The organism is Pedobacter sp. D749 (assembly GCF_019317285.1).
GTDB lineage: Bacteria > Bacteroidota > Bacteroidia > Sphingobacteriales > Sphingobacteriaceae > Pedobacter.
Genome location: NZ_CP079218.1, coordinates 1,821,939 through 1,843,154 on the forward strand (window position 1 = coordinate 1,821,939; position 21,216 = coordinate 1,843,154).

General features: G+C 39.9%; 22 protein-coding genes. 16 read left to right on the forward strand and 6 right to left on the reverse strand.

The features are described 5' to 3' along the window. The first annotated feature begins 340 nt into the window (after positions 1-340). From KYH19_RS07285 to KYH19_RS07335, 11 genes are all read left to right on the forward strand, one after another. Complete coding sequence (locus KYH19_RS07285; protein WP_219078150.1) at positions 341-766, forward strand: lactate dehydrogenase; 426 nt, start codon at positions 341-343, stop codon at positions 764-766. A gap of 2 nt (positions 767-768) precedes the next feature. Next, complete coding sequence (gene hemN, locus KYH19_RS07290; RefSeq protein WP_219078151.1) at positions 769-2,115, forward strand: oxygen-independent coproporphyrinogen III oxidase; 1,347 nt, start codon at positions 769-771, stop codon at positions 2,113-2,115. 12 nt (positions 2,116-2,127) lie between these two features. Further along, a complete protein-coding gene (locus tag KYH19_RS07295; RefSeq protein WP_132397253.1) occupies positions 2,128-4,512 on the forward strand; it encodes a heavy metal translocating P-type ATPase metal-binding domain-containing protein in 2,385 nt (794 codons plus the stop codon). Further along, on the forward strand, positions 4,509-4,688 hold the full coding sequence (gene ccoS, locus KYH19_RS07300; protein WP_132397251.1) for a cbb3-type cytochrome oxidase assembly protein CcoS: 180 nt from the start codon (positions 4,509-4,511) through the stop codon (positions 4,686-4,688). Before KYH19_RS07295 ends, ccoS begins: the two co-directional genes overlap by 4 nt. Positions 4,689-4,760: 72 nt before the next feature. Next, positions 4,761-6,902 carry a cytochrome-c oxidase, cbb3-type subunit I gene (ccoN, locus tag KYH19_RS07305; RefSeq protein ID WP_219078152.1) on the forward strand — a complete coding sequence of 714 codons (2,142 nt, stop codon included), beginning with the start codon at positions 4,761-4,763 and terminating at the stop codon, positions 6,900-6,902. 3 nt (positions 6,903-6,905) lie between these two features. Beyond that, a complete protein-coding gene (locus tag KYH19_RS07310) occupies positions 6,906-7,088 on the forward strand; it encodes a hypothetical protein (RefSeq protein ID WP_219078153.1) in 183 nt (60 codons plus the stop codon). Further along, on the forward strand, positions 7,075-8,043 hold the full coding sequence (locus KYH19_RS07315) for a cbb3-type cytochrome c oxidase N-terminal domain-containing protein (protein ID WP_255562578.1): 969 nt from the start codon (positions 7,075-7,077) through the stop codon (positions 8,041-8,043). Before KYH19_RS07310 ends, KYH19_RS07315 begins: the two co-directional genes overlap by 14 nt. After that, entirely contained in the window at positions 8,027-9,406 is a 1,380-nt protein-coding gene (gene ccoG / locus KYH19_RS07320) for a cytochrome c oxidase accessory protein CcoG (RefSeq protein WP_219078154.1), read from the forward strand. The genes KYH19_RS07315 and ccoG overlap by 17 nt, the downstream gene beginning before the upstream one ends. 202 nt (positions 9,407-9,608) lie before the next feature. Further along, positions 9,609-10,037: a FixH family protein gene (locus tag KYH19_RS07325; RefSeq protein WP_219078155.1), complete on the forward strand. Its 429-nt coding sequence runs from the start codon at positions 9,609-9,611 to the stop codon at positions 10,035-10,037. Then, on the forward strand, positions 10,034-10,735 hold the full coding sequence (locus KYH19_RS07330) for a sulfite exporter TauE/SafE family protein (protein ID WP_219078156.1): 702 nt from the start codon (positions 10,034-10,036) through the stop codon (positions 10,733-10,735). The genes KYH19_RS07325 and KYH19_RS07330 overlap by 4 nt, the downstream gene beginning before the upstream one ends. A gap of 270 nt (positions 10,736-11,005) precedes the next feature. Next, positions 11,006-11,464: a transposase gene (locus tag KYH19_RS07335; RefSeq protein WP_255562579.1), complete on the forward strand. Its 459-nt coding sequence runs from the start codon at positions 11,006-11,008 to the stop codon at positions 11,462-11,464. A gap of 266 nt (positions 11,465-11,730) precedes the next feature. On the opposite strand, the gene KYH19_RS07340 is transcribed toward KYH19_RS07335, so the two are convergent. After that, complete coding sequence (locus KYH19_RS07340; protein ID WP_219078157.1) at positions 11,731-14,115, reverse strand: outer membrane beta-barrel protein; 2,385 nt, start codon at positions 14,113-14,115, stop codon at positions 11,731-11,733. A 109-nt stretch (positions 14,116-14,224) separates the two neighbouring features. Between KYH19_RS07340 and KYH19_RS07345 the strand changes: the two genes are divergently transcribed. Next, on the forward strand, positions 14,225-15,679 hold the full coding sequence (locus KYH19_RS07345) for a sensor histidine kinase KdpD (protein ID WP_219078158.1): 1,455 nt from the start codon (positions 14,225-14,227) through the stop codon (positions 15,677-15,679). Beyond that, complete coding sequence (locus KYH19_RS07350) at positions 15,666-16,358, forward strand: response regulator transcription factor (RefSeq protein WP_219078159.1); 693 nt, start codon at positions 15,666-15,668, stop codon at positions 16,356-16,358. Before KYH19_RS07345 ends, KYH19_RS07350 begins: the two co-directional genes overlap by 14 nt. A 39-nt stretch (positions 16,359-16,397) precedes the next feature. Here the strand turns inward: KYH19_RS07350 and KYH19_RS07355 are convergent, their stop codons facing one another. Next, complete coding sequence (locus KYH19_RS07355; protein ID WP_255562580.1) at positions 16,398-16,769, reverse strand: helix-turn-helix domain-containing protein; 372 nt, start codon at positions 16,767-16,769, stop codon at positions 16,398-16,400. A gap of 101 nt (positions 16,770-16,870) precedes the next feature. Between KYH19_RS07355 and KYH19_RS07360 the strand changes: the two genes are divergently transcribed. Then, positions 16,871-17,848, forward strand: a complete 978-nt coding sequence (locus KYH19_RS07360) for an NmrA/HSCARG family protein (RefSeq protein ID WP_219078160.1) — start codon at positions 16,871-16,873, stop codon at positions 17,846-17,848. A gap of 59 nt (positions 17,849-17,907) precedes the next feature. Here the strand turns inward: KYH19_RS07360 and KYH19_RS07365 are convergent, their stop codons facing one another. The 3 genes from KYH19_RS07365 to KYH19_RS24190 form a co-directional block, all read right to left on the reverse strand. Next, positions 17,908-18,444, reverse strand: a complete 537-nt coding sequence (locus tag KYH19_RS07365) for a hypothetical protein (RefSeq protein WP_219078161.1) — start codon at positions 18,442-18,444, stop codon at positions 17,908-17,910. A 342-nt stretch (positions 18,445-18,786) separates the two neighbouring features. Next, entirely contained in the window at positions 18,787-19,491 is a 705-nt protein-coding gene (locus KYH19_RS07370) for a type 1 glutamine amidotransferase domain-containing protein (RefSeq protein WP_219078162.1), read from the reverse strand. A 9-nt stretch (positions 19,492-19,500) separates the two neighbouring features. After that, complete coding sequence (locus KYH19_RS24190) at positions 19,501-19,632, reverse strand: hypothetical protein (protein WP_255562581.1); 132 nt, start codon at positions 19,630-19,632, stop codon at positions 19,501-19,503. 193 nt (positions 19,633-19,825) lie between these two features. Here KYH19_RS24190 and KYH19_RS07375 point away from each other — a divergent pair, with 193 nt between their 5' ends. After that, positions 19,826-20,008, forward strand: coding sequence for a hypothetical protein (locus KYH19_RS07375; RefSeq protein ID WP_219078163.1), 183 nt, complete (start codon positions 19,826-19,828; stop codon positions 20,006-20,008). An 81-nt stretch (positions 20,009-20,089) separates the two neighbouring features. Beyond that, positions 20,090-20,377 (forward strand): hypothetical protein, encoded by a 288-nt coding sequence (locus KYH19_RS07380; RefSeq protein ID WP_132397225.1) that lies wholly within the window; start codon positions 20,090-20,092, stop codon positions 20,375-20,377. Positions 20,378-20,652: 275 nt separating this feature from the next. Here KYH19_RS07380 and KYH19_RS07385 read toward each other — a convergent pair whose 3' ends face one another. Further along, positions 20,653-20,982 carry a hypothetical protein gene (locus KYH19_RS07385; RefSeq protein WP_219078164.1) on the reverse strand — a complete coding sequence of 110 codons (330 nt, stop codon included), beginning with the start codon at positions 20,980-20,982 and terminating at the stop codon, positions 20,653-20,655. Between the last annotated feature and the right edge of the window lie 234 nt (positions 20,983-21,216).

Genomic DNA, 21,216 nt, shown 5'->3' on the forward strand with positions numbered 1-21,216 from the left:
ATTGGTTAACTGATGATAGGTCATTGATTCCCATAGAGATCGTCATTTCGAGCGGAGTGCAACGCAGTCGAGAAATCTATCTGGATAGATCTCTCCATTTCGCTGCGCTACATCCGATATCTATCGGATCGAGATGACGATCGTATTATAAAAATTGGCTGAGTTTTAACTCTTAAATTAGTTCATCAGTCATATGTTTCTTTTTAAATCTGTTCATCTACTCCAAACCCCAAACGCCCAACCCTAGGCTCAAAAAGTAACCAGTATCATTTTTTTCTCTAAGCATTCTCACCTGTTGCCTTACGCTTCCTTCATAGTTTTGTATATATAAACATTGTATATGAAAGCTATAGCTTATAACATTAAGCCCGATGAAAAGGAATGGTTGGTACTGGCCAATTATAAAAAACACGATATCACCATAATTGCCAATAGCTTAACAGCCGATACGCTTTCATTTGCAACCGGTAAAGAAGCCCTTTTGGTTTTTAACAACGATGAGCTGAGTGGTAACATGATATTGGGACTCAGGGCGCTCGGTATCAAATATATTGCAACTTCATCTTCACAAACAGATCACCTAGACCTTACTGCTGCCGGGCTTGCCGGTATGAAGATTGCCAATGTGCCATTGGTTGCCGATCAGGCCGATACCAAGACCAGGATGGAACAGGTTATCAAAAACCTCGATCAGTGGGCCGCTGGTAAATGCGTGGGCAAAGCCTGCTGCTGCCAGAACGAGTGCGCAACTGCTAAAAAACTGTAAAGATGGAAAGTGCCGAATTGCTTAAAAAATATAACGTAGCCGCTCCACGTTATACCAGTTATCCAACCGTTCCGTACTGGGATATTGAGAACTTTAATGCAAATGGCTGGCTGGGCAACGTGGCGAATACTTATGCCGCCTATAAAAAGGAAGGAATCAGTTTGTATATCCACCTTCCGTTTTGCGAAAGCCTGTGTACCTATTGTGGTTGTAATACCCGTATTACCAAAAACCACTCAGTAGAAGTACCGTACATCCTCGCTTTACTTGCTGAATGGCGCATGTATGTAGATGCCTTGCAGGAAAAACCTAAATTAAAAGAACTGCATCTCGGTGGGGGAACGCCTACTTTTTTCAGTGCAGAAAATCTCGAATTGCTCATTAACGGCATTATGCAAAATGCTACTTTGGCTCCAGATGCCGAACTTTCTTTTGAGGCGCATCCGGCCAATACCACCAAAGCACATTTAACAGTACTTTACCAGGTTGGTTTTAGAAGATTAAGTTTGGGGATACAGGATTTTGATCCCAAAGTTCAGTTTTTGATCAACCGCTTTCAAACACCTGAGCAGGTAGCTAACGTAACTGGCGAGGCAAGGGAAATCGGTTATACTTCCATCAATTTTGATTTGATTTATGGGCTCCCCGGACAAAGTATTGATAGATTGGAGCGTACCATAAGCGATGTGATTACCATGAAGCCAGACCGCATTGCTTTTTACAGTTACGCCCATGTGCCCTGGTTAAAACCCGGGCAAAGACATTACACCGAAAAGGATATTCCCGCCGGAGATGAAAAATTTGCACTCTACCAATTCGGCAGAAAGTTACTACTTGATGCCGGTTATGAAGATGTAGGGATGGATCATTTTGCCCTGAAAAGCGATCTTTTGTTTCAATCGATGGCAGCAGATAAACTCCACCGGAATTTTATGGGTTACACCAGTCAGCATACCCATTTACTTATCGGCCTCGGTGTTTCTTCAATCAGCGATAGCTGGACGGCTTTTGCGCAGAACCCTAAAACGGTAGAAGCTTATTTAGATAAAATAGCACAGAAATTATTACCTGTAGAAAAGGGACACTTTTTAACGGATGAAGACCTCGGTGTAAGAAAACACATTCTCAATATCATGTGCCGGGCAAACACTGCCTATAGTGAAGGTATTCCCGAAAAGGTATATGAGCGGCTTTTGCCTTTGTTGCACGATAAACTGGTATGGGTAACTGAAAAAGAAATCAGGATTACTACCAAAGGAAAATCCTTCCTGAGAAACGTTTGCATGGCATTTGATGAGAAATTATGGCTTAAGCAACCTAAAACACAACTATTCAGTTCATCAATATAACAAACGATTACAATGGAAGATCAAAGTAAAGCCACAACTAAAGCCATTTGCTACCACTGTGGAGAAGATCTGCCCAAGGTAAAATATCAAACAGATGATAAAGATTTTTGCTGTGCAGGCTGTATGGCTGTTTTCAAAATCCTTTCAGAAAACAACCTATGCAATTATTATGTGTACAACAATAACCCGGGCAGGCAATTAAAAAATGAAAGCCATTTAGAATACCTCGACGATCCTAAAATTATCGATCAATTGCTCGATTACAAACATGAAAGTTCGGGCATCATTACGTTTTACATTCCCGCCATCCATTGTAGCTCCTGCATCTGGTTATTAGAACACCTGTATAAAATCAATCCTGCTATTTTCAGCTCACGGATCGATTTTCTCAAAAAGCAGGTAACCATCAACTTCAACCATGAAGAAATTTCGCTAAAACATTTGGTAGAAACCTTAAATCAGATCGGTTACGAACCCTTAATCAGTCTGCAGGATGTAGTAAAGGCACACAGCAGTTCTGTTGATAAAAGCCTGATATTAAAAATTGCTGTCGCAGGATTTTTAATGGGCAATGTAATGCTTTTTAGCTTTCCCGAATACTTTGGTTTATCAGGTTTTGAAAAACAGTTCCAGTCCTTATTCGGTTGGTTAAACCTGGCATTCTCCATTCCAGCGGCATTTTATTGCGGGCGGGATTATTTTACCTCGGCCATTACCAGTATCAAACACAAACACATCAATTTAGATACACCTTTGGCACTAATTATTGCGGTATTGTTTTTACGCACTGCATTTGAGGTCATTTTTGCCACCGGACCAGGTTTTGCCGATACATTAACAGGTTTGGTTTTTTTGCTGCTCATGGGGAAATGGCTTAAACAGCGTACTTACCATCACATTTCTTTCGACCGTGATTACCGTTCTTATTTTCCTATTGCGGTTACTACTTTGCAGCAAGGTAAAGAAAAACCCGTATCCATCAACGATATCAAAATCGGTGATAGATTATGGATCAGAAATGGAGAACTGGTGCCTGCAGATGCCATTTTAATGAAAGGCGATGCCTGGGTGGATATGAGTTTTGTTACCGGCGAATCGGAGCCGATACATAAAGTGCTGGGCGAAATTATTTATGCAGGGGGGAGGCAAACCACCGAAGCTATAGAACTCGAAGTGATCAAGCCGGTTTCGCAGAGCTACCTTACCGGACTCTGGAATAACGAGAATTACAAAAACAACATCGAAAAACAGAATTTTAACGATTCTGTTGCAAAATATTTCAGCCTCGGGGTTTTTCTGATTGCATTTTCGGCTACAGCTTACTGGTTGTTTCAGCACGATAGCCACAAGGCCTGGTCGGCATTTACCGCCGTTATTATTGTGGCCTGTCCTTGCGTACTGGCTTTAAGCACACCTTTCACTTTATCTGCTATCTTATCCGTTTTTGATAAAAAAGGATTTTATGTAAAAAATACAGATGCGGTTGAAGAACTCGCCAAATGTGATACCCTGATTTTCGATAAAACGGGTACCTTAACCAGTAATGAAAATGCCGAAATCTCCTTTAGTGGGTCCTTAACAAACGAAGAAAAACTGATTGTGGCTTCGCTGTTGCGTAACTCCACGCATCCCTTAAGCAGGCATATTTTAAAGGCTTTAAACGTTGAAAGATTTTATTCACTTAACGATTATAAAGAGGTGGTTGGTAAAGGTTTATCGGCTCGGATTAACAATCGCGCTATTTATGCAGGACATTTATCCATGTTACCTGTAACTGTAAAATCGGTTGGGGAAACCGGTGTGCATATTGTGATCGACCGTACTTATAAAGGTTGTTTTGATATTAAACAGCAATGGCGGCCCGGATTGGCTCAGCTGGTTTCGAAACTCTCTAAATTTAACCTACAGGTGTTATCGGGCGATACAGATAAAGACCGTTCCATGCTGACGACTATTTTTCCGGAACACAGCACCATCAGGTTCCGGCAGCGTCCGCACCAAAAACTAGACGCCGTTTTAAGCCTCCAGGAAAGCGGGAATACAGTAATGATGCTTGGCGATGGCTTAAATGATGCCGGAGCTTTAAAGCAGAGCAATTTTGGGATCGCCTTAACCGATAACATTAATAATTTTACTCCAGGCTGTGATGCCATTCTGCAGGGTGGCGGATTGAACCTCCTACCGCATTTCATCCAGCTCAGCAAAGATGGACTTAAAGTGATTAAAATAAGTTTTGCCATCGCCATTGCCTACAACTGCATTGGTATTTATTATGCCGTACAGGGAACACTTTATCCATTAGTTGCTGCGGTGCTGATGCCCATTAGTACTGTTACCATCATATTATTCACCACCCTGGCCACCCGCTGGTTTGCACGTAAAAATAAACTGATATGAATATCCTCTACTTTTTAGTTGGCTGCAGCATTTTAATGGCACTCATTTTTCTGGGTGCCTTCTTTTGGGCTTATAAAACCGGTCAGAACGATGATGTGCACACCCCCGGCATCCGCGTATTGTTCGACGATGAAGTGACTGCCGAAAAAAGTGAAGAAGATCACTTTTCCAGCTAACCGCCATCATCCTTTATCTCTTGGTTGCACGATACCTTTGGTGTACAAAACATACAAAATTCCGCTTCGATTATGCAGCTAGAAAAATTTACTTACGATAACAGGATTGTCAGAAACTTTGGCATTGCCACCCTGGTTTGGGGAATTATAGGGATGACGGTTGGCCTGCTTGTTGCCATGCAGCTTTTTAAGCCAGCAATGAACATGGGCAACCAGTACACCACTTTTGGCAGGATCAGGCCTTTGCACACCAATGCCGTGATTTTCGCCTTTGTGGGAAACGCCATTTTTATGGGCGTTTATTATTCGCTTCAGCGTTTACTTAAGGCCAGGATGTTCAGCGATGTGCTCAGCAAGATTCATTTTTGGGGCTGGCAACTTATTATCTTATCGGCCGTAATTACCCTTCCGCTGGGTTTTACCACCTCACACGAATATGCTGAACTCGAATGGCCAATCGATATCGCCATCACCCTCATCTGGGTGGTTTTCGGCATAAACATGTTCGGTACCATTATTAAAAGGAGAGAGCGTCACCTCTATGTGGCCATATGGTTTTACATTGCCACTTTTGTTACCATCGCGGTGTTGCACATTGTAAACTCTTTTGAGTTGCCCATTTCTTTTATGAAAAGTTACTATGTGTATGCGGGCGTTCAGGATGCGTTGGTACAGTGGTGGTATGGGCATAATGCCGTGGCATTTTTCCTCACTACACCATATCTGGGCATGATGTATTATTTCCTGCCAAAAATGGCGGGTCGACCTGTTTATTCTTATAAACTGAGTATCCTACACTTTTGGTCGCTTATTTTTATCTACATCTGGGCCGGTCCCCATCACTTATTATACACCTCATTACCGGGTTGGGCACAATCGTTAGGCGTTGCTTTTTCCATCATGTTAATTGCACCAAGCTGGGGCGGTATGATCAACGGTTTGTTGACCCTTCGTGGCGCCTGGGATAAAGTAAGAGAAGATGTGACCCTTAAATTTATGGTGGTTGCCCTTACCGCTTATGGTATGGCTACTTTCGAAGGCCCATTATTATCGTTAAAACAGATTAACGGGGTAGCGCATTTTACCGATTGGATTGTAGCCCACGTACATGTTGGCGCTTTGGGCTGGAATGGCTTTTTAACTTTCGGTGTATTGTACTGGTTAATCCCCCGTATTTATAAAACTGAACTCTACTCTAAAAAGCTGGCAGGTTTCCACTTTTGGATCGGTACTTTGGGTATCCTTTTTTATGCCATTCCGATGTATTGGGCAGGTTTTACACAAGGTTTGATGTGGAAAGAATTTACACCTGAAGGTTTATTGAAATATCCTAATTTCCTGGCTACAACCTTGCAGATTATTCCGATGCATGTTTTACGTTCAATTGGTGGTGCACTCTATTTAACCGGGGTAATTACAATGACCTATAACCTGGCCAAAACCATGCTGGGCGCTAAACTTGTAGCCAACGAAGCTGCCGAAGCTATGCCATTATCAAAAATTGTAGTGGATAGTAGTCCTGCCGATAAAGCCTGGCACAGGGTACTGGAACGCAAACCAATGAAATTTATGGTGCTCTCGCTGATCATTATCCTCATTGGGGGAATGGTAGAAATGATGCCGACTTTTACCATCCAATCTAACGTACCCACTATTGCAAGTGTAAAACCATATACTGCGCTAGAATTACAGGGCAGGGATCTATACATCAGGGAAGGTTGTGTAAATTGCCATTCGCAAACCGTTCGACCTTTCCGTTCAGAAACCGAACGTTATGGAGAGTACAGCAAGGCTGGAGAATTTGTTTACGATCACCCGTTTTTATGGGGCAGTAAACGTACCGGACCAGATCTTCACCGCGTAGGAGGAAAGTATTCTGATGCCTGGCATTACAATCACCTGGCTGATCCTACTTCAATGTCGCCGGGAAGTATTATGCCGCCATATCCATGGCTTATTGAACAACAACTTGATATCAGCACTACTGCAAGTAAAATCAGGGCCATGCAAACATTGGGCGTTCCATATCCCGAAGGCTATGACAAACATGCCAATGATGATTTAAAAATACAGGCTGAAAAAATTGCGTTAGACCTGAAGCAGAACAATATCAAAGTTAAAAGCGACCGTGAAATTGTGGCCATTATTGCTTACCTGCAACGTTTGGGTACCGATATCAAAGCCAATAAAGAAACCATTCCTTCAAATCAATAAAATATGTTCAATCAGATCAAAGATTTAGCCGGTGGCGAAATATACCTCGTTACCTCTCTGCTTATGTTCATGGTGTTTTTTGTAATTGTTGGTGTTTATCTCTTCAAATTAAGCAAAGATCATATCAAAACCATGAGCGAAATTCCTTTTCAAGACCACAAAACCAATCAATATGAAGAAGATTAAACTATTGTTATTATCACTGTTTTTATCGGCGGCAAGCTACGCTGCTGAACAAAAAACAGCAGAAGCTATAGTACCTTCTCAGCCTGGATTAGGACTTAGCCAAACTGAAATACTCATTATACTGCTTTTGCTTTTTGCATTGGTACTGCTTTTTGTTTCGCTAACGTTGCTCAATGCATTTAAAGTAATGTACCAGGAACAGTTAAACCCCACTAAATATAGCGGACCTGTAAAGGAGGAGGCGCTTGATTACGATAGCTGGTTGAAACAAAAAACGATAAAACCTTCTTTATGGGCAAAATTATTGAGTTTAAAGCCTATTGAAGAAGAAAAGAACCTGGTGATTGATCATTCTTATGATGGCATTAAGGAACTAAATAACCCGGTGCCGGCCTGGTTCAACTTCCTGTTTTTTGGTACGATGATTTTCGCTGCAGGTTATCTCTTTTATTACCACATTGGTGGCTATGGCGATCTGCAGGATAAAGAATACGAAAATGAAATGGCCAAAGCGCAGGTAGAGAAAGCATCATATCTCGAAAAGTCAGCCAATACCATTGATGAAAGTTCCGTAAAGTTTGATAATACGCCAACGGTACTGGCAGATGGAAAAACCATATTTAACACCAACTGTGTGGTTTGCCATGGCGATAAAGGTCAGGGCGTTATTGGCCCTAACTTAACCGACGATTACTGGTTGCATGGCGGTGGCATTAATAATGTGTTTAAAACCATTAAATATGGCGTTCCGGAAAAGGGAATGATCAGCTGGGAGAAAAACCTTAATCCTAAACAGATCAGTGCTGTGGCTAATTTTATATTGTCGTTAAAAGGAAGCAATCCAGCGGGTGCCAAAGCTCCTCAGGGCGAAAAATACGAAGCGAAAGACTTAAAAGACAATGAGATGAAAGCAGCGAAAGATAGTGTAAACCAAGCCGATGTTACCAAAAAATAAACCGGAAAGTAAGGGCAGGGGCAGAAATTTCATTTACCCTAAAAAACCGTCGGGTAGATTGTACAACTACCGCAAATGGGTAAGTTATGTACTGCTGTTATTTTTGTTCTCCTGTCCGTTTCTAAAACTCAATGGTGAGCAATTGGTGCTGCTGAATTTCATCGAAAGGAAATTTGTTTTCTTTGGATTGATTTTTACTCCACAGGATTTTTACCTTTTTGCACTCGCCATGCTCATCTTTATCATCTTCATTGTCTGTTTTACAGTGGTATTGGGCAGGCTGTGGTGCGGATGGGCCTGTCCGCAGACCATTTTTATGGAGATGGTGTTCCGTAGGATAGAATACTGGATTGAGGGCGATGCCAGTAAGCAGAAGAAACTGGATGAAGGATCCTGGAACACCGAAAAGATATGGAAAAAAGGAAGCAAACATTTTATTTTCCTGATCATCTCTTTTGCCATTGCCAATACTTTTCTGGCTTATATGATCGGCTCGGATGTGCTGTTTAAAATCATCACGGAGCCCATTGCAGGCCATGTTTCAGGGTTTATATCCATCTGGCTGTTTACTTTTATATTTTATGGCGTATTTGCTTACGTGCGCGAAGTGGTGTGCACTGTAATCTGTCCTTATGGAAGGCTTCAGGGGGTACTGCTTGATAACCAGAGCCTCGTAGTAGCTTATGATTTTACCAGAGGCGAACCTCGCGGACGTTTACAGCGAAATGCACCCGAACAAAAAACTGGCGATTGTATTGATTGCGGACTCTGTGTGCAGGTTTGTCCTACAGGGATCGATATCCGCCAGGGAACACAGCTTGAATGTGTGAATTGTACCGCCTGCATCGATTCGTGCGATGAAGTCATGTTGAAAATAGGCAAATCCAAAAACCTGATCGGTTTCTTTAATCAGGATTTTATTGCAGAGCGGAAACCTTATAAAATTGGATTAAAATCTTATGGTTATGCTGCGGTTTTATTCGTGGTATTAATGGTTTTTTCTTCGCTGATTTACAAAAGGGAAAACATCCAGACCACCGTTTTAAGGGCCAGCGGTACTTTATACCAAAGCAGGGGGGCGGATAAAACCAGTAACCTGTACAACGCAGAGTTGGTGAACAAAACCAATAAAGAGGTGAAATTTACCTTCAGGTCGCAGGATACTAGTGATCAGATCGATTTTATTCAGCATGCAACTGTTTTACCAAAAGAAGGTACCGTGCACCTCACTTTCTTTCTGATCAGGAAAAATAATTCGATTAAAAAATACAAAACAGATGCGGTTTTCGAAGTGCTTGCCAATGGCGAGGTGTTGAGTACCGCAACAACTAGTTTTTTCGCACAGCCGGAAGGGAATGATTGAAGGAGAGAAGGAGTGAATGAGAGATTGATAGAATTAAAGAATGATTGAATGATAGAATTAAAGAATGATTGAATGATAAAATTAGAGAATGATAGAATTATAAAATGATTGAATATGTCTTTAAACATTCTCTCATTCAAAACTCACTCATCCACTCATTGAAAACTTACTCATTCACTCATTAAATTTAAAAACAAAACGTATGAACTGGGGAACAAAAATAGTAATGGGGATGTTTGCATTTATGCTATTTATCGTGGGGATGGTGATTTACATGTTCCATGTACATGGCAGGGATGCCCTGATCGAAGAAAATTATTACGAAAAGGGAATCAATTACAATGCAGAATACGATGCCAAACAGAATGTATTACATGATGATGCCAAGCCTAAGATTTCCATTACCGATTCCCAGATTGTAATACAGTTAAAAGACAGTGCGGAATACGAACTGGTATTGATGCGGCCCGCCAATAGCGATGATGATGTTAAACGGAAAGGAAATACTACCGGAGCTTCACATCTTATCCTGGTTGATAAGACTAAAATGGCTAAGGGAATGTGGTTTATCAACCTTTCATGGCATGCTGGAGGAAAAGCATATCTCTTTAAAAATAACATTACCTTATGACAGACTATCTGCCATTGGCATTTTTAATGGGACTGTTCGGAAGCCTCCACTGCGCGGTAATGTGCGGCCCCATTATGTTGGGTATGCCATTTAGAAAAAAGGATTTCTTTGATAGTGCGGTTCAGCTTTTGTTATATCAGCTGGGTAGAATTGCAGTTTATACCATTTTAGGCTTGCTGGTTGGTATTTTAGGGAATAGCATACGCCTGTTTAGTGATCAGAAAACGCTAAGTATACTTATTGGTTCTGTATTAATCCTATTCACCGCCTTACAGTTTAATAAAAGGTATAGAAACCGTTTTTCAACGCTTCAGTTAAAGGCCATGAATCCATTGAGTAAATTAATGGGTAAGGTATTCAATTTAAAATTATGGGGATTTTTTGCAGGTATGCTTAACGGTATTATCCCCTGTGGCATGGTTTACCTGGCCCTGGCAACAGCATTAAATACGGGGAATGTTCAATCAGGTGCTACTTTTATGTTTCTTTTCGGCCTTGGTACCACACCCTTAATGCTCATGATCTCGCTAGGTGGAATCTTTTTGAAAAAATACATCCGTTTTAACACCAATAAGCTTATTCCCTGGCTAATGCTTTTTATGGGCGCTTTACTCATCATGCGTTCGGCGGATTTAGGCATTCCATTTTTTTCTCCCAAAAATACAGGCGGTTATGGGCATTCGATAGAGTGCAGGTAAAGTTTGGAGTTTGGCGTTTGGAGTTTGGCGTTTGGAGTTTGGCGGGAGTAACGCATATACTAGCGCAAGTCTTAGTGGTGAGGTAATGTGGGCTGGCTGACTTGTGCTTTTGAGGATTAACCGATTGAGTCATCGGCCATTTAAAGAAATTAAGATTTAGATGAATTTTATAATACGATCGTCATTTCATATACTAGCGCAAGTCTTAGCGGTTAGGATAATGTGGGCTGGCTGACTTGTGCTTTTGAGATTAAGCTTTTATATTTAAGCATGAGTACAAAATATAAGTTTCATGATTCAACAGAAATATATTTTGTTTCTTTTGCCGTTGTGGGTTGGATTGACGTATTTACACGAGCTGTTTATAGAGATATTTTATTAGAAAGTTTATCTTACTGTAGAAAAGAAAAAGGACTTAAGCTCCATGCCTGGGTAATTATGAGTAATCATGTCCATCTAATTATAAGTAGTAAAGAAGGATATTTGTTGCCTAATATTATGCACGATTTAAAGAAATATTCTGCCTTTAGGATTTTAAAAGAAATAAAAGAGAGCATGACCGAAAGCAGGAAGGAATGGATGCTCTACTTATTTTCGAAAGCCGGGCAACAAAATGGCAACAATAAAAATTTTCATTTTTGGAGGCAGGATAACCATCCAATAGCGTTGGATCCACATCTTAACATGTTTGACGAGCGGATTAATTATCTTCATAATAACCCCAGTTGAGGCTGGAATAGTTGCAAATCCCGCAGACTATTTATACAGTAGTGCTATAGATTATGAAGAAGGGAAGGGATTAATTGAGATTGACCTGTTAATTTGCTAAATTTCAAGTTCGGCATGGCACTAAGGATTTTTTATAGAATTGGAGTAAAAGATGGATAAAAGCACAAGTCAGGCCATGGCATAGGCTGGAGGCGCTAAGACTTGCGCTAGAATCAGGAGATTAACCGATTTGCATGAACCAATGACCAGTGAACTAATGAACATAATTATTGCGTGCGTTTCTTCTCCTCTTCACTTGCCGAAGTTCTTTTCCTGGCTGCTGTAGGATTACCGCCCAACCGGTATGAGAAACTTAAAGTAGCACTGCGAGTATCACTTTTTTCATAAAAACCATTGCGTTGGGTTTCATAGTTTACATCAATGCGGTAAGCATTTCCATAAAAAATATCGTTTACGGCCAGCCTTAAAGTTCCTTTACCTTTTAACAGACTTTTGCTCATACCTGCACTCACATCATAAAGTTTTGCAAGTTTATAAATGCCCTGTATAGTAGGAGAAGAATACCATGCGCTGATTTCTGCTTTTAAACCTTGAGCCTTATTTAATGTAAAAGCATGGTTAGAACTTAGATAAATGCCCCAAACATGATAATCGTAGCGGGCCTGTAAATATCCAGATTTTTCCTGGCGATAGGAGCCCTGTGCATAATTGTTGATTTCCCACCACGAGGCCGGCTTGATCGGAAAAGATGCTGAAAAACCTATTTCCTGACTTAAATCAAGGTTCCTTTGGGTATCATAAAAAAGTTTTGAGGTATTATCCTGTACCGTGATATTACTAAAATAATCAACTATCCGTCGTAGGTAAAATGAAATATTATATTGCTGTTTGTAGGTATAACCCAGTTCTCCATGGTAAATAAAAGCAGGTTGCAATGCTGGGTTGCCCTCCAGATAAGTGTAGGGGCTGGTGTAAGATTTAAAAGGGTTAAGTCTCCAATATTCGGGACGGCTGATTCTCGAATTATAGGTGAGGTTGATTTCATTGTCTTTATTCATTTTATACACCACGAAAAGTGTCGGGAAAAGTTTAAAATAGTTATTCTGATTGTTGGTGTTTAATACGGCCGATTTCCCATTTGTTCGGGTGTATTCGCCGCGCAAACCACCCTCAAAGCTCCATTTGCCTACATCTCCTGTAATGCTGGCATAAATGGCTGATATATTTTCGGTATATTCAAAACGGTCGCTGCGGCTGCTTACCAATTCAGGGCCAGTCGTAGGATTATTATAAAAATCAAAACTGTTGCGCGTACGGATACTGCTGTATTTCAGTCCCGATTCAAAGGTCCATTTCTTCCAGAACTTATCCGTATAATCTATTTTTCCGGAATAGATATCAATTTGTTGATTAGAAGGCGTAAAAATATGGTATTGATCAGGAAGCGGATTACCATGACCAGATATACCGTAAGTATCAACCTGCTGGCTATTATTATTCTGATAAGGCACATAATCTAAATCCACATTAATATTCCGGCCGTTGGTATCTAATTTGATCTTGTAGTTGAGATTAAAACTATACTGGGAGGCTTTTCCATTAGAAACGTTTTGGGTATGAAGAATAGAATCTGGTAGTACAGAGTGGTTGTTAATAATAGTCGTTAAGGTACTATTTGGTCTGCTGTTCGCACCATTGTAGCCATTTACCAAAATACCGATCACCTGTTTATCAGTAAGATTGTAATCAGCACCTATTTTATAACTATTGGCATTCCCGGAGCGTAGGCCCGATTTTTCATTCCGCCAATCCGAATAGTTTTCAGGCGAGGCGAAAATGACATATTCACTTTCTGTATGGTCCTTTTTGCGTCGGCTATAACCATAACTGCCATATACATTCAGCTTGTCTTTCCGATAATTAAACACCGTAACTGGATTATAGCTGCTATAGGTTGATTGGGTATAACCGCCGGAAAGTACCACGTTAAAGCCATCACCTTTTGGTTTTTTAGAAATAATATTAATTACCGCCCCGCCTTGGGCATCATACCGGGCTGTAGGATTGGCAATAACCTCTATTTTGGAAATGTTGTCGGATGGCAGACTTCGAAGATAGGCAGCCAGATCTTCGCCAGAGAGCCTGATGGGTTTATCATCCATATAAATGACTACGCCTTTGTTGTTGGCTGTTACCCCTCCATCAAAACGTGTTTGTACTCCAGGAGCTTTTCCCAGCGCATCCCAAACCGTAGCACCAGTGGCAACAATGCTGTTTTCGACATTAAATATCACCCTGTCTATCTTTCTTACAATAAGCGGTTTTGAAGCGGATACCGTTACCTGATCCAGGGTTTTATCGTCACTGATCATCAATATCGTGACTGAATCCATCGGAAGACTTAGGGCTTTGCGCAGATCATTATATCCAACTGCCTTCAACAGTAATCCGTAATGGCCTTTTAAAGGCTGCGGGAAACTGAATAGGCCGTTTTTTGAAATCTGGATGGCTATTGTAGAGTCTGCATGGCGCAAGGCAATGGTTACTCCATCAATCGGTTCGCCGGTTTTATCGGTTACCAAACCTTTACGCAATTGCGAAAAAGCAATTAAAGGAAAGCAGAAGAATAGGAGTAAGGTTAACTTTTTCATATTTCAAAACTAGTTGCTAACTGTGTAAAGCAGCGTTAATCTCGGTTAAATAAGGTTAAATCTTCAGCCCGTACTTCCATTGATAAAATGATTTGTTCATTTTAGGGGAATGAAATGGCTTACATCCAGATATGTTTTTCCTTTGGCGGTGATCACACTGATCATAAGCCTATGTTTGCAATGTGCCTGGATACGGCAATTGTACCTGGCACAAAAACAGGATGTTAAAAGCAAACTCGAATCTATTGTAAGCAACGCCTCCAAACAGATCGTTTACCGAAGCGTGTCAAGGGGGCGCGAACGGAGCAGTCGTTTTAAGCAGTTTTTTCTTTCTTCAGAATGGTTTTCATTGAGGCAGGCCTTTGATGAACTGACATTGGATAACCTGCATAGCCAGTTTCATTATGGGATCGATAATGATAGCACTGTTGTTGAAATGAGGATGTCTTTTCTCAATGATCCGAAAAAACACTTTAAAATTTCTTCATCATCAAAAACGGATAACATGTCTCCTCGTCAGGTTTCATCAGATGATCAGAGAGATTTGAAAAGTCTGGATAGTCTGGTGAACCGTCAACTTCAACAGTTCGGCTTCAGCATCAATAGGAATTATGCCTTATACGATTATTCGAGCGGAAAATTGATCAAAACAGTTCCTTTTACCAAAAGCAGTATTTCTTTTACCAGCGAGCGTTATACCTACAACTTAAAGTTCTTGCACAGATACCAGCTTGTGGTGGGCAATATTTTTTGGATTGTTGCTTTTCAGATGCGTTATTACCTGATCTCATCCTTTATGATGCTGGTGCTTACGGCAGCAGCGTTTTACCTGCTTATCAGACTGATGAAAAACCAGCAGCTTTATGCACAGGCGAGGATAAGTTTTACCAGCAATATGACGCATGAACTTCAAACGCCAATCTCGACAATTGCGGTTGCTCTTGAATCGATCAGCAAGTATCATTTAATTGATGAACCCGAAAAGTTAAAGAATTATATTAATATCAGCCGCCATGAATTGCAGCGCCTACAGTCGATGATTGAAAAGGTACTTAAACAGGAACAAATGGACCTGGGAAAAACGAAACTGCAGTTCAGCCTGTTCGATGTTCAACCCGTACTGCAACAGGTGATTTACGCCATGGATGTACAGGTACAGGAAAAAAGTACAGAACTTATACTTTTGCAATCAGATGAACCTGTTTTCATAAAAGGTGATGCGATGCATATTTCGAATGTTTGTTATAATCTGATTGACAATGCATTAAAATATTCTCCTCATCATGCTAAAATTGAGGTATCCTGCAGCATTGCCGATCATCAGTTAACAATCAGTTTTAAAGACAACGGCCCGGGGATAAATGAAATTTATCAGCAGCAGGTTTTTGAACGCTTTTTCAGGATTTTTAACCAGGATAATATACACAATGTGAAAGGCTCAGGACTTGGGCTTCATTATGTAAAACAGGTAGTGGAGCTTCATGGCGGACGTGTTGTGCTGCAGAGCAAAATAGGAAAAGGATGTAATTTTATGGTTATTTTGCCATTATATGAAGAAAATTAAGGTTTTGTATGCAGAAGATGAGCCTTTTTTGGCTCGTATTGTTTTTGATGGCTTAAGCAGTAGTGGTTACGAGGTAAATCTGGCTTTGGACGGGCAATTGGCCTGGACACAATTTCAGAAATATAAGCCCGATATCTGCGTGCTTGATATCATGATGCCGCAAAAAGATGGTTATACATTGGCGGCTGAAATCAGGAAATCGGATCCCAATATCCCGATTATCTTTTTGAGTGCAAAAGCCCTTACCGAAGATGTGGTGATGGGATTTAAAAACGGAGGTAATGACTACCTTAAAAAACCATTTAGTATTGATGAACTGCTTGTACGCATGGAATCTCTTTTAAAAAGATTTGGAAATACGCAAAAGGAAGAAAGTGAACTCATTAGGAAATACCAGTTCATGAATTGTGAACTCGATCCGCTTGCCCAAAGACTAAAAACGTCTGTAGATGAATATTCACTTTCTTATAAAGAAACCGTTCTGCTCGAATTACTGTTGAAAAATCGCAACAGCATTTTGGAACGGGAGGATGCTTTAATCAAAATATGGGGAGAAGACAGTTTTTACAATGGTCGCAGTATGGATGTTTTTATGGCACACCTGCGCAAGCTTTTAAAAAGCGAACCTGAAATACAGATCATCAGTTTAAGGGGAGTGGGGTATAAGCTTATTTGTTGATTGTTGCTTACTCCTATTGAAGTAATATGCTGTACGCGGTCAGGCTTTGATAAACTCGCCATGCTCACACACAATGTCATTGCCACAGTTTGTAATGGCATCCAGAACGGGAATAAAACCTTTTCCAAAATCAGTTAAACTATAAATAACCTTAATTGGTGGCTTTGTACCATACACTTTCCGCAGTACCAAACCATCTTTTTCCAATTGTTTTAATTGAAGACTTAATGTCATTTCGGTGATGGAGGGCATTTCCTTGCGGAGCTCGCTGTATCGTTTAGGTCCGTTTTTTAAATGATACAAAATAACCGCCTTCCATTTTCCACCAATTAAATCCATCGTAAGGCTTACTGTACAAGGGTACGTTTTTCCTTTTAGTTTAACATAATCGCCCACACATTCTGTTTTCATCTTCAATTTTTTAACCTATCTGTTTTGATAGTTATTGCAAATGTAGATTACTAAAAATAGTTTTGCAACTATAATAATGATAGTTTAAAAATTAAAGAAAAATGTTACATACTTCAATAGAAAATAACGCAACTTCACAAATTGAAAAACCACTCGTTACCATTGTTGGTATTTTGGGCAAGCAAGGTTATAGTGTTGCGCGTACACTGCTAACAAGCGGCGCTTACCGTATTCGCGGTATAACCCGCCGGCTTGATGCCCCGGAAGCAGTTGAGCTGGCGCAAAAAGGCGTTGAACTTGTAAGCTTACCGCTTAGCCTTGGGTATAAAAAAGAGTTTACAGAAGCATTTCGTGGCGTCAATAGTATTTTTCTGATGACGCCGAACATTGCCCCGCCGGCTACCTACGAATTTGAATTGGGTAAAGAACTGGCAGATGCAGCCGTTGAGGCAGGGGTACAACAGATCATTTTTAGTAGTTTGGAAAATGTAGATAAGTTAACAGGTGGAAAATTATTCGCACCGCATTTCACAGATAAAGCCAGGGTAGAAGCGTATATCCGCACTTTACCTGTAAGAAGTTCATTTATTTATATGGCTTTCTTTTTTACTAATCTAATGGAATTTTATAACCCTCAATTAAAAGGCGATACGCTTGTATTTCCGATTTATCTACCGAAAGATTTTGCTGCGCCTTTCGTTGATCCGCTTACTGCAACCGGACCTGCCGTTTTAGAGATTCTTTCAAATCCGGATAAATATTCAGGCAAATCCTTACCTGTAATTGGCGATATCATTACCCCACAGGAAATGGTTGATACCTTTACTAAAGTTACAGGTATAAAAGCTGAATACAGTTCGGCATATAAAAGGCAGGAAATGCTCCGGTATTTTCCTGAATTTGCTTCAAATGATGTTTTGTTGAATGAGATTTTAGGCATGGCAGAATTTGCCGTAGAATATGGTTACTTTAGTAACGAGCGTGACTTGCAATGGAGTCGGCAGACCAATCCGGGCACCCTAAATTGGGAAGCGTTTTTACGCACAACCAATTGGAAGGGGCAGAAACTGATGTACTAAAAAAATCAAGTGAATTTTAAACGAAAATGTGGGCGGAATATAGAAATCCATCTCCAAAATCAATTGACAGCAGAACCGATGATTTCATTTGTTATCGATAAAAATTTAAGCAGGTTTTTCTTGTCAAAAAGAAGGGTGATAAAACGATCACCCTTCTTAAAAAAAAGTCTTATGCCTCCAGGATATTCACTACCCTCACCAAGCTTTTCTTTTTTGATTTTGTATCTGCTAAATTTTAATGTGCATTGTTGAGGGGTTGTCCTGTTCATAACCAAATTGAAGGGAAGGCCTTCTACCTCAATAGGTTGATCGTTAGCGATGATAAAAAACATTTCTGTTATGCTTTTGTCTTCCCAAAGGCTACAGTATAATTCCAGCCCGGATTTGGTGAGCCACTTTGCATAAGGCTGATCGTTAGCATCTTCATAAAAAACAGTTTTAACGCCTAATATTGCAGAAATTTTATCTGGTGTTTGAGGAAAGATAAATTCAGCATTTTTATTTAAAAGGGTCTTAAGACCAGCATTTTTCTGTGCAAAAGAAAATAGCGGGAAGATTTGAAATAGCAATATTAATCTGAATGCAGTTGTTTTCATAATATGTTGATCAGAATGGCAAATAATCTATAACAAAGATAAAACTTTTCGCACCTTGTTATATGCTAAGGTACTTAATAGATTCTTAATCGTCCTTTAAGGTACTTACTTTAATATGCCTGATGGTGATTTCTTTTTGGCTAAGTGTTTTCTCCAGATTCAATTTTATTTCTTTCCAGAAGGGCACATTAAAATGGGGCGTCACTTCAATTATGATCAGTTTATCGTATTCTGTGTGGTTGCCATCTTTCCCCAGATGTCTTTTATGGGTTGCCGCATGTAAAGGTTTAGCCCTCCAGATTTTTTCAGTCAGGCTTTTTTGAAGCTTTCCGTTTCTAGCGATTATTCCGATTGCTGTTGTGAATTATCTGCAAGCCGTTCAATTAATGCTTTAGCAACAGGCCCTGCTGATAATGGATTCTGTCCGGTAATTAACAATCCATCAATTTCTACATGGGAAAGGAAGGGCACTAAACTATTTTTTATTTCCGCCCCCAGTTCTTCCATTTTTGTTTGCAGCAAATAAGGAACATGGTCACCACGGCCAACTATTGTTTCTTCTGTATTGCTAAAAGCTGAAATTCTTTTGCCCTTTAAAAAACCAGGACGTATGTTTTCGGCACTAAGCAATGCGGCCGGACCATGACATACCGCTGCTACAGGTTTGCCAGCGTCTAAAAAGTCATGAATCAGGATACCACTATTATTGTCGATAGCCAAATCCCAAAGTGGCCCATGTCCGCCGGGATAAAACACCGCATCATAGTCACTAGCCTGGATCCCGTTCAAGGTGCTGGTGTGCGAAAAGGCGTTTTTGGCATGATCATCATCCTGATATCTACGGTTAGATCCGGTGATGTTTTCGGTCAGTTCACTCATCGGGTCTACTGGTGGTCGTCCTCCTTTAGGGCTCACCAGATCTACCTGATAACCAGCATCGATAAATTCATAATAGGGATCGGTAAATTCGCCAAGCCATACCCCGGTTTTATCTTCAGTATTCTGCATGTCGCGATGAGAAGTCATCACCATTAATATTCTTTTCATAATATATTATTATTTTATGTCTTCAGGATCAAGTTCGTTACCTTCTTCATCTATACGCTGGTGTTCATCCCAATTGGAATCTTGAGTGTTTTCAGTTTGCTGTTCTACATTTTCCTCTTCTTGTTCTTTCGGATCTTTCATGTTTTTCGGATTTTAGTATATACAGATAACAAGTTTAATCGACTAATGGTTCGCTAAAGCTGAAAAGAAATGTTTAACAGCGTAAAAAAGATTGGATTTTGATAATACATACCTGTTTGAACCCCATAATCTAAAATTGCCTTAATTGTTTAAACCTTATCATCATTTGCATGTTTTATTAAGAAAAACGATTATGAATGATAACATTGAACCAAGAGACACGGATGCTGAAGACAGCAATGACCAGTCGCAAGTAAGTCCTAATGAGGAAAAAGAAGTTGATGATAACGAAGTACAGCGAGGCCTTACCGGCGAAACAGATGATGAAGAAGATGTTGGTGGAGACCTTGCAGGTAATGCCGGAGGAAATACTTAACTGTAAAACCTGATTAACGGCTGTTACGTTATCAAAACGTCTAGTGCGATTTAATTTTTAAAATTTTAAACGATTACTGTAATGGAAACTGAAGAAGAAAATAAAAATTTAGGCGACAAAAATGCTGAAAATAGTGTGGAGCGCACCAACATGCCCGATAACCAGGTACCAAGATTTAAGAGTAATGAAAATCATGAAAAAAATCGTGTAAAAAGCGAGGCCGGATTTTTGAGCAGGGAAGTAGGTGAAGGCGATTTTGGCTCAGAGGAAGCAAGAGCAGATTGGGAAAAGGGAAATGAAGGGAATGCGGGAAATATGCCCAATTCAGTAGGTAAAGAAGATAGTGACGAGGAAGAAAACCAGCCTTAAGTCTAATAGGAATGGTTGTCAAAAAGTTAGCGTTCAATTACTTATTAAAGCCGCATAGGCTATTTTTATAAATAAGTATGTAAAAAATACAGTGATATTTTTACATTGATTGAACTGTTTGATTTTTAATTGGTTAGCCTAGGGCTAACCTTTTTTGTTTTCAATTGACATATTTTATTTGTCTATGTCTGTTCCTTCCAATTCTCCCAAACAGAGCGCAACTTTTTAAAGCATATTTTGCGATATCGGCGTTAACGTGTCGGTTTATATGGTGATTATACCATGTTTAAATTCTTATTCAAGAAATCCTGCGCACTTCTTAAATCGGTGTTAATCTGTTCCTTGGTTAAATCAGAAATTGAATGCAGTGGATCATCTGGAAATTCGCTCACTAAACTAACTTCCGCTTCAGCGCCATTAGCCCCGGTATTTCCAATAATATCAAAAATTCCTTCTATTCCCTCGTTAACAAAGCTATACTTTATTTCAAATTGTTGTTTGCCTTCTGTAGGGATCTCTGCAATTTCTCTATATTCACGGGCTTGTATGGTTTCAAGGCCTTGTTTCACTAATTTTATAGCTTCTGTTTTTTGCTCTTCTGTCATAATCCATTAATTAGATTAATGGTTAACATTTAAGAAAGACTAAAGTTTGATTTTAAGAGACACAATTGTAGAAAACAGCTGTTAGCATATCAATTTATGATATAAGCATTGTATTGGAAGCATAAATTTGCTGGTTTTGCATTGCTAATAATTTATAGATCATGAAAAGGATTCATTATTTTAGTGCTCAGTTGTTTAAAATTAATGGCACAATAATGCCAAAGAGAGATATAA